General features: G+C 65.7%; 7 protein-coding genes and 1 pseudogene. 5 read left to right on the forward strand and 3 right to left on the reverse strand.

Annotation, left to right across the window (positions count from 1 at the left end):
- From Q427_RS37090 to Q427_RS21990, 3 genes and pseudogenes are all read left to right on the forward strand, one after another.
- A partial coding sequence (locus tag Q427_RS37090; RefSeq protein WP_197030781.1) for an SEC-C metal-binding domain-containing protein occupies positions 1-105 on the forward strand: 105 nt, incomplete at its 5' end.
- 20 nt (positions 106-125) lie between these two features.
- A pseudogene (gene argJ / locus Q427_RS21985) lies at positions 126-1354 on the forward strand (bifunctional glutamate N-acetyltransferase/amino-acid acetyltransferase ArgJ).
- Positions 1355-1433: 79 nt separating this feature from the next.
- Positions 1434-2381 carry a Nudix family hydrolase gene (locus Q427_RS21990; RefSeq protein WP_043517310.1) on the forward strand — a complete coding sequence of 316 codons (948 nt, stop codon included), beginning with the start codon at positions 1434-1436 and terminating at the stop codon, positions 2379-2381.
- Between the two features lie 472 nt (positions 2382-2853).
- Here the strand turns inward: Q427_RS21990 and Q427_RS21995 are convergent, their stop codons facing one another.
- Together Q427_RS21995 and Q427_RS22000 are read right to left on the reverse strand one after the other, a co-directional pair.
- Entirely contained in the window at positions 2854-3756 is a 903-nt protein-coding gene (locus tag Q427_RS21995) for a carbon-nitrogen hydrolase (RefSeq protein ID WP_043517311.1), read from the reverse strand.
- The gene (locus tag Q427_RS22000; protein WP_043517312.1) at positions 3753-4832 is read right to left on the reverse strand and encodes an agmatine deiminase family protein; all 1080 of its coding nucleotides are present in this window, start codon (positions 4830-4832) and stop codon (positions 3753-3755) included. Before Q427_RS22000 ends, Q427_RS21995 begins: the two co-directional genes overlap by 4 nt.
- Positions 4833-5000: 168 nt before the next feature.
- Between Q427_RS22000 and Q427_RS22005 the strand changes: the two genes are divergently transcribed.
- Both Q427_RS22005 and Q427_RS22010 read left to right on the forward strand, forming a co-directional pair.
- Entirely contained in the window at positions 5001-6242 is a 1242-nt protein-coding gene (locus tag Q427_RS22005) for a lipoprotein-releasing ABC transporter permease subunit (protein WP_043517313.1), read from the forward strand.
- Positions 6243-6267: 25 nt separating this feature from the next.
- Complete coding sequence (locus Q427_RS22010) at positions 6268-6981, forward strand: ABC transporter ATP-binding protein (protein WP_043517315.1); 714 nt, start codon at positions 6268-6270, stop codon at positions 6979-6981.
- A gap of 45 nt (positions 6982-7026) precedes the next feature.
- On the opposite strand, the gene Q427_RS22015 is transcribed toward Q427_RS22010, so the two are convergent.
- The coding region (locus Q427_RS22015) for a DUF2062 domain-containing protein (protein ID WP_043517318.1) at positions 7027-7473 on the reverse strand (447 nt) is incomplete at its 5' end.

The following is a 7473-nucleotide window of genomic DNA, read 5'->3' on the forward strand; positions in this document are numbered from 1 at the left end:
GATGGCCGCCCGGTGCGCCGCGAAGGACCCAAGGTCGGTCGCAACGACCCCTGCCCGTGTGGTTCGGGGAAGAAGTATAAGCAGTGCTGCGGGCAGCTGAGCTGACCAAGACAGGAGACGACACGATGGCAGTGGGTGAGACACGCTTTCCGGCGATGCCGGCGATAGACGGACTGCGCCTGGGGTCCACCATGGCGGGCATCAAGAAGCCGGGACGGCGGGATCTGGTGGTTATCGAGATTCCTGAGGGCGCCAGGGTGGCGGGGAGCTTCACGCGTAACGCCTTCTGTGCCGCGCCCGTCACGGTGGCCAAGCAGAATCTGGCCGAGTGTCAGGCGCGCAGCGAGGGCCCACGCCTGCTGGTGATCAACACCGGCAATGCCAACGCCGGCACCGGCGAGGTGGGGCTGCGCGATGCCCAGGCCACCTGCGCCGAGCTGGCGAGGCTGGCCGGCGTGAGCGAGGATGCCGTACTGCCGTTCTCCACCGGGGTGATCGGCGAACCGCTGCCCATGGATCGGCTGCTGGGCGGGCTGCCGTCGGCGTTGTCGTCCCTGGGCGTTGGCGCCGAGGCGTGGCAACAGGCGGGCGAGGGCATCCTGACCACCGATACCCGGCCAAGGGTGCCAGCGTGAGCCTGGAAATGGGCGACCAGACTGTCGTCATCAATGGCATCAGCAAGGGGTCGGGCATGATCAAGCCCAACATGGCCACCATGCTGGCCTTCGTGGCGACCGATGCCGACATCGAGCAGCCGCTGCTGGATGCACTGTTGCGTGAGACGGTGGACCGCTCTTTCAACTGCATCACCGTCGATGGAGACACCTCGACCAATGACGCCTGCTTGTTGATCGCCACCGGGCGAGGCGCCGAGGTGGCCAGCGAGGAGCAGGTCGCCGTGTTCCGCAATGGTCTGCAGCGCGTGATGACCGAACTGGCCCAGGCGATCATTCGTGACGGCGAGGGGGCGACCAAGTTCGTGACCCTGCAGGTCAACGAGGCGTCGAGCCGGGAGGAGGCGCTGGATGTCGCCTTTACCGTCGCCCATTCGCCCCTGGTCAAGACGGCGCTGTTTGCCTCCGATGCCAACTGGGGGCGCATCCTGGCGGCGGTGGGGCGTGCTCCGGTGGCCGATTTCGACGTGACGCGTGTGACCATTGACCTGGGTGATATCCGGCTGGTCGAGTACGGAGGCCGGGCGGCAGGCTATACCGAGGAAGCCGGCAGTCGGGTGATGAGTGAGGAGGAGATCGTGATCCGCATCACCCTCGGGCGTGGCGAGGAGAGCGCCACGGTATGGACGTCCGACCTGTCTCACGATTATGTGAGCATCAACGCCGAGTATCGCAGCTGAGGGTGAGATGCTTGGCAGACGAACATCCCCGTGCCGGGTGGTCGGCATGGGTCAAGCGGGTAAAGGGTGAATGAACGTAATGGTGAAGAGAAGGGTGCACGTGGCGGCCGCCGCCATCATCAGCGGCGAGGGCGATAAGGCGCTGATCGCCCGTCGTCCGTCCAATGTCGATCATGGTGGCCTGTGGGAGTTTCCCGGCGGTAAGCTGGCGCCCTACGAGACGGGCCTGGAAGGGCTCAAGCGCGAGCTCCATGAGGAGCTGGGTGTCGAGATCAAGCGTGCCCAGCCGCTGATCCGCATTCATCATGAATACTCCGACAAGCATATCCTACTCGATGTCTGGCAGGTGCATGAGTTCAGCGGTGAACCGTTCGGCCGTGAAGGCCAGGCAGTGCGCTGGGTGCCGCTGCATGAGCTGGTCAACTACCCCTTCCCGGCAGCCAACCTGCCGATTCTCCAGGCCGTGATGCTGCCCACCGAATATTTCATTACGGCGGAGGAGGCGGATGAGGAGGTTTTCGAGACTCGCCTGGCCCGGGCGCTGGTCGAGGACAACGTGAGGCTGGTGCAACTGCGCGCCAAGTCCCTTGACGAGGCGGCCTACCTGGCCCGCGCCGAGCGTGCCCTGGCGCTGTGCCGAGAGCACGGGGCGAGGCTGCTCCTCAACGCCGATCCCGCGCTGCTTGAGCAGGTCGATGCCGATGGCATCCACCTCACCAGTGAGCGGTTGATGTCCCTGGAGCGACGCCCGATCTCGGAGGCCAAGTGGCTGGCGGCCTCGACCCACGACCAGAAGCAGCTGACCCAGGCCTCGCGCATCGGCTGCGATTTCGTGACCCTGTCGCCGCTACGTACGACACCGTCTCATCCGGAGGTGCCGCCCATGGGCTGGCATGATTTCCAGCAACTGGTCGAGCGCGCTGCCATGCCGGTCTTCGCCCTGGGCGGCATGACCCGCTTCGACGCCAATCACGCTCGAGCCGTCGGTGCCCAGGGCATCGCCTCGATCCGCGATTTCTGGAAGTGACAGCGACTACCTTCATCTGAGAAAAACGCTGTAGGAGGAATGCTCCGCATCACGACTGGCGCCGTCAGGCGCCCGGCGGCGGCCACCGGCACTGAAACATCGCCACATCGCCAGCCCTGCTGTCGCCGGATCAGCCGCGATTGCGGTCGCCACGCGTTCAATCCCGATAGCGCCGGGTCAGGTCGCCTTAGGCATCGATTCGGCGGTCGCGCCCGGGTAGAGAGAGGCCAGATGCGGCTGACCATGGCGGCAACATGAGCGGCGCCGGGGGCAGGTCATAGCGGAGGTCATTCGCCATGGATGGCGAATGTAGCGCCCAGGGAAGGGTTCACAGCGCCTCCGCGGCGACCTGCAGCCGGATTTAGCCGCAGTGCTTCGCTCAATCCCGATAGCGCCGTGTCAGGTCGCCATAGGCATCGATTCGGCGGTCGCGCCCGGGTAGAGAGAGGCCAGATGCGCCCGCGCATCGTCGTTAGTCCCGATAACGCCGTGTCAGGTCGCCATAGGCATCGATTCGGCGGTCGCGGAGGTACGGCCAGATGCGCCGCACGTCCTCGCCGCGTGACATGTCGAGGGTCACCAGCAGACGCTCGGCCTCTTCCCCGGCGTGGGCGAGAAGCTCGCCTTGGGGGCCGGCGACAAAGCTGCCGCCCCAGAAGTCGATACCCTCACTGATGCCGGAGCGGTCCGGCTCATGGCCGACCCGGTTGGCGACGATCACCGGCAGGCCATTGGCCACACCGTGGCTGCGCTGGATCAGCGTCCAGGCCTCCTTCTGGCGCGCCTTCTCCGCCTCGTCGTCGGACGGACTCCAGCCGATGGCAGTGGGGTAGAGCAGCAGCTCCGCACCGGCCAGTGCCATCAGCCGCGCCGCCTCCGGGTACCACTGATCCCAGCAGACCAGCAGGCCGAGCCGACCCACCGAGGTGTCGATGGGTTCGAACCCTTGGCGGCGCTTTTCGTCAACGTCGCCCGGTGCGAAGTAGAACTTCTCGTAGAAGCCGGGATCGTCGGGGATGTGCATCTTGCGGTAGTAGCCGACCTGGCCGCGGTCGCGATCGTAGACCACGGCCGTGTTGTGGTAGAGCCCGGGGGCGCGGCGCTCGAACAGCGAGCCCACCAGCACGATATCGAGCTCGGCGGCGAGTGCGGCCAGTCGAGTGCCGGTGGGGCCATCCAGCGGCTCGGCCAGGTCGAACAGCTCTGTGTCTTCGTATTGGCAGAAGTAGTGTGTGGCATGCAGCTCCTGGAGCATGACCAGCTCGGCGCCGGCCGCGGCCAGTTCGCGCACGCCGGCTTCACTCTCGGCGAGGCTGCGCTGTTTGTCGGGCCAGGCGGGCTGCTGGACCAGGCCGACCTTCAGGGTCCGTGTCATTGACGCTCTCCTTGGTGTGTCTTGTGAGTCGAATTCGTCCGGGCGGCCAGACTGCCTTCGGGTAGCTGCATGGTCAGGCAGTGCAGACTGCCGTGCTGGCGGATCACGCTCAGGCAGTCGATGGGCACGATGTCATGGTCGGGGAAGGCCGTACCAAGGGCCGCCAGTGCCTGGCTGTCGGCGGCATCGCCGTAGATGGGAACCAGTACCGCACCGTTGATGATCAGGAAGTTGGCGTAGGTGGCCGGCAGCCGATGGCCATCCACCGGGTCGAAGCAGGGTCGCGGCCACGGCAGCGGAATCAGCCGGTAGGGCCGGCCATCGGCACGACGGAACGTGGCCAGTTCCTTCTCCATGGCGGTGAGGGCGGCATGGTGAGGATCCGATGGGTCATCGCACCTGACGTAGGCGATGGTCTCGCTGTCGCAGAAGCGCGCCAGGGTATCCACATGACTGTCGGTATCGTCCCCCTCCAGGTGGCCGTTGGTCAGCCACAGCACCCGCTCCACCCCGAACGCCTCCTTGAGCACGGCTTCCATCGCGCTGCGGTCGAGCTGCGGGTTGCGATTGGGGTTGAGCAGGCAGGCCTCGGTGGTCAACAGGGTGCCTTCGCCATCGCACTCGAGGGCGCCGCCTTCCAGCACCAGGTCGCGTGACTCTACCGGGCAGGCGAAGAGGCCGGCTTCCGCAAGCCGCCGGGTCAGGGTGTTGTCCCGGCTCGCCTCGAACTTGCCGCCCCAGCCGGTAAAGACAAAATCCAGCAAATGGAGTTCACCGTCGCGGGTGATGCCCATGGGGCCATGATCCCGCGCCCAGGTGTCGTCGGCCTGGGCGACGACCAGGTGCAATCGCTCGACGGGAACGCCCAGGTAGGCGAAGCGGCGCTGCAGATGGTGGCGCGTTGTGGTAGAGGGCACGCTGATGACAACGGGCTGGTAGCGCGCCACCGCCACCACGATGCTCTCCATGGTGGCCTCGATGCGCTCGAGCAGCGGTGCCCAGTCGCTGGTGGGGCTGGGCCAGGTAAGCTGGATGGCATCCTGGGGGTGCCATTCGGGAAGCAGGCGGTTGGCCATGATGGGAGCCTCTGGGTTGCGTCTCGTCCTACGGCGTCCTATCGCCGAGTCGGCGAAATGTAGGCCCAGCCGGCTAATGTTGCAAGCATCGGGGAAACGTAATCCTGACCGGTGCAGAGGACGGCAAAAAACCGTACCATGACCCCCCGCTGACAAGGAACGCCCATCATGCTTGACCGCTTGCCACTGTTGATCGGGTTGCGCTATGTACGCGCCAAGCGCCGCAACCACTTCATCTCCTTCATATCGTTGACCTCCATGCTGGGCCTGATGCTCGGCGTGGCGGTGTTGATACTCGTGCTGTCGGTGATGAACGGTTTTGACCACGAATTGCGCACCCGCATCCTGGGTATGGTACCCCATGCCAAGATCGAGTCCCCCGCCGGCCTTGTCGAATGGGAGGCCCTGGCCGAAGAACTGATGCAGCGCGAGCGGGTGATCGGTGCGGCACCCTTCGTGGAACAGCAGGGCATGTTCTCCTCGGCCGGTCGCAACGAGGGTGCCATGGTCAACGGCATCCATCCCGAGTGGGAGGATCGCGTGTCGATCATCGGCCGGCACATGCAGCAGGGTAGCCTCGATGACCTGGCGCCCGGCGAATGGAACGTGGTGCTGGGCTCCCTGCTGGCCCGGCATCTGGGTGTCGGGGTGGGCGACCGGGTCACGCTGCTGGTGCCGGAGGCCTCGATCACCCCGGCGGGGGTCTTTCCACGCCTCAAGCGCTTCACGGTAAGCGGCATCTTCAGCGTTGGCGCCGATCTGGACGCCAACCTGGCCTATGCCAATATCGAGGACATGCAGACGCTTGCCCGCCTGGGCGATGCGGTAGGGGGGCTGCGGCTGGAGCTGGACGACCTCTTCGTCGCGGCCAGCGAGACCCGCGCCATCATCAACCAGCTTGGCACGGGCTACCGCGGCACCGACTGGACCTTCTCCCATGGCAACCTGTTCCAGGCGATTCAGATGGAGAAGCGCATGATCGCGCTGCTGCTGACCGTGATCATCGCGGTGGCGGCCTTCAATATCGTCTCGACCCTGGTGATGGTGGTCACCGACAAGCATGCCGACATCGCCATCCTGCGAACCATCGGCGCCACGCCCCGCTCTATCATGGGCATCTTCATGGTGCAGGGCATGGCGATCGGGATCATCGGCATCGCCGTGGGGGTGGGGTTCGGCGTGCTGCTGGCCCTGACCATCTCGGACCTGATCGGCTGGGTCGAGTCGGCCCTGGGCATCAAGTTCCTCGACGCCGGGGTCTACTTCATCAGCGACCTGCCGTCCCGGCTGCACTGGTCCGATGTGCGGGACATCGTCGCCGCCGCCTTCGGGCTGACGTTCCTGTCGACGATCTACCCGGCGTGGCGTGCGGCGCGTGTCCAGCCCGCCGAGGTGCTGCGCTATGAATGATCCGGCCACCGTGAAGGAGAGCGCCATGAGCCAGACGGCGAACGCCAAGGGCAAGATAATGTTGGCTTGCCACGACCTGACCCGCATCTATCGCGAAGGCCCCCAGGATGTCACCGTGCTGGATGGCCTCTCGCTGGAGGTGCGGGCGGGGGAGCGGGTCGCTATCGTCGGCAGCTCCGGTTCCGGCAAGACGACGCTGCTGAACCTGCTGGGTGGCCTGGATCGTCCGACCCGGGGTGAGGTGCGCATCGCCGATGAATCACTCCTCGATCTGGGCGAGGCGGCTCTGGGCCGTTTTCGCAATCGGCATATCGGCTTCGTCTACCAGTTCCATCACCTGCTGGCGGAGTTCACCGCCCTGGAGAATGCCGCGCTGCCATTGATCGTGCGTGGCCAGAGCAAGAAGGTGGCTGAGTCGCGGGCCCGGGAGCTGCTGGTCAGGGTCGGCATCGCCGAGCGAGCCGACCACAAGCCGGGCGAACTTTCTGGCGGCGAACGTCAGCGGGTCGCCATTGCCCGGGCGCTGGTTACCGATCCCAGCCTGGTGCTGATGGACGAGCCCACCGGCAACCTGGACCAGACCACGGCCGCCAGTATCCTGGCGCTGATGGACGAACTGGCCCGAACCACCGCCTGTGCCTTCGTCATCGTGACTCACGACCTTTCTATGGCCGCCCACCAGGACCGCGTGCTCAAGCTCGATGGCGGACGCCTCGCCGAGCAGCACGACTCCGCTTGATTCAGACCACCTGACCCGAGTCCCGGCCGATTCGCTTGCCGGGACTCAATCCTCCCTGTCCAGTCGCGCCTGCCGGCGCCGCATGGCGCGCAATTTCCAGCTGCGCGAGATATGCCAGCGCCAGACCAGCCGGATGATCACATTGCCTACGATGGCGAAGATGATAGCCGACACCACCGAGCCCAGTGCCAGGGCCGGCAGGATGTCGGCCATGCGGTCGGCGATCCAGCGGGTCGAAATGCGGGCCGGCGCCTCCCGGGCAGGCGTGTTCATCAGCCAGGCGCCCAGGCGATAGTTGCCGTAGAAAATCAACGGCATGGTCAGCGGGTTGGTGATCCATACGAGTCCCACCGAGAGCGGCAGGTTGCAGCGCAACAGCCAGGCACCGAATGCCGCCACGATCATCTGGAAGGGAATCGGCAGCATGGCGCTGAAAAGACCGACCGAGAAGGCGTTGGCCACGGTGCGACGTGACAGTGCCCATAGGCCGGG

The sequence above is a fragment of the Halomonas sp. BC04 genome (genome assembly GCF_000568385.1).

Excerpts from the sequence above, each read along its gene's own strand:
- Q427_RS21990 (WP_043517310.1), top strand. The coding sequence starts at position 1,434 with ATGGTGAAGAGAAGGGTGCACGTGGCGGCCGCCGCCATCATCAGCGGC.
- Q427_RS21995 (WP_043517311.1), bottom strand. The coding sequence starts at position 3,756 with ATGACACGGACCCTGAAGGTCGGCCTGGTCCAGCAGCCCGCCTGGCCC.
- Q427_RS22000 (WP_043517312.1), bottom strand. The coding sequence starts at position 4,832 with ATGGCCAACCGCCTGCTTCCCGAATGGCACCCCCAGGATGCCATCCAG.
- Q427_RS22005 (WP_043517313.1), top strand. The coding sequence starts at position 5,001 with ATGCTTGACCGCTTGCCACTGTTGATCGGGTTGCGCTATGTACGCGCC.
- Q427_RS22010 (WP_043517315.1), top strand. The coding sequence starts at position 6,268 with ATGAGCCAGACGGCGAACGCCAAGGGCAAGATAATGTTGGCTTGCCAC.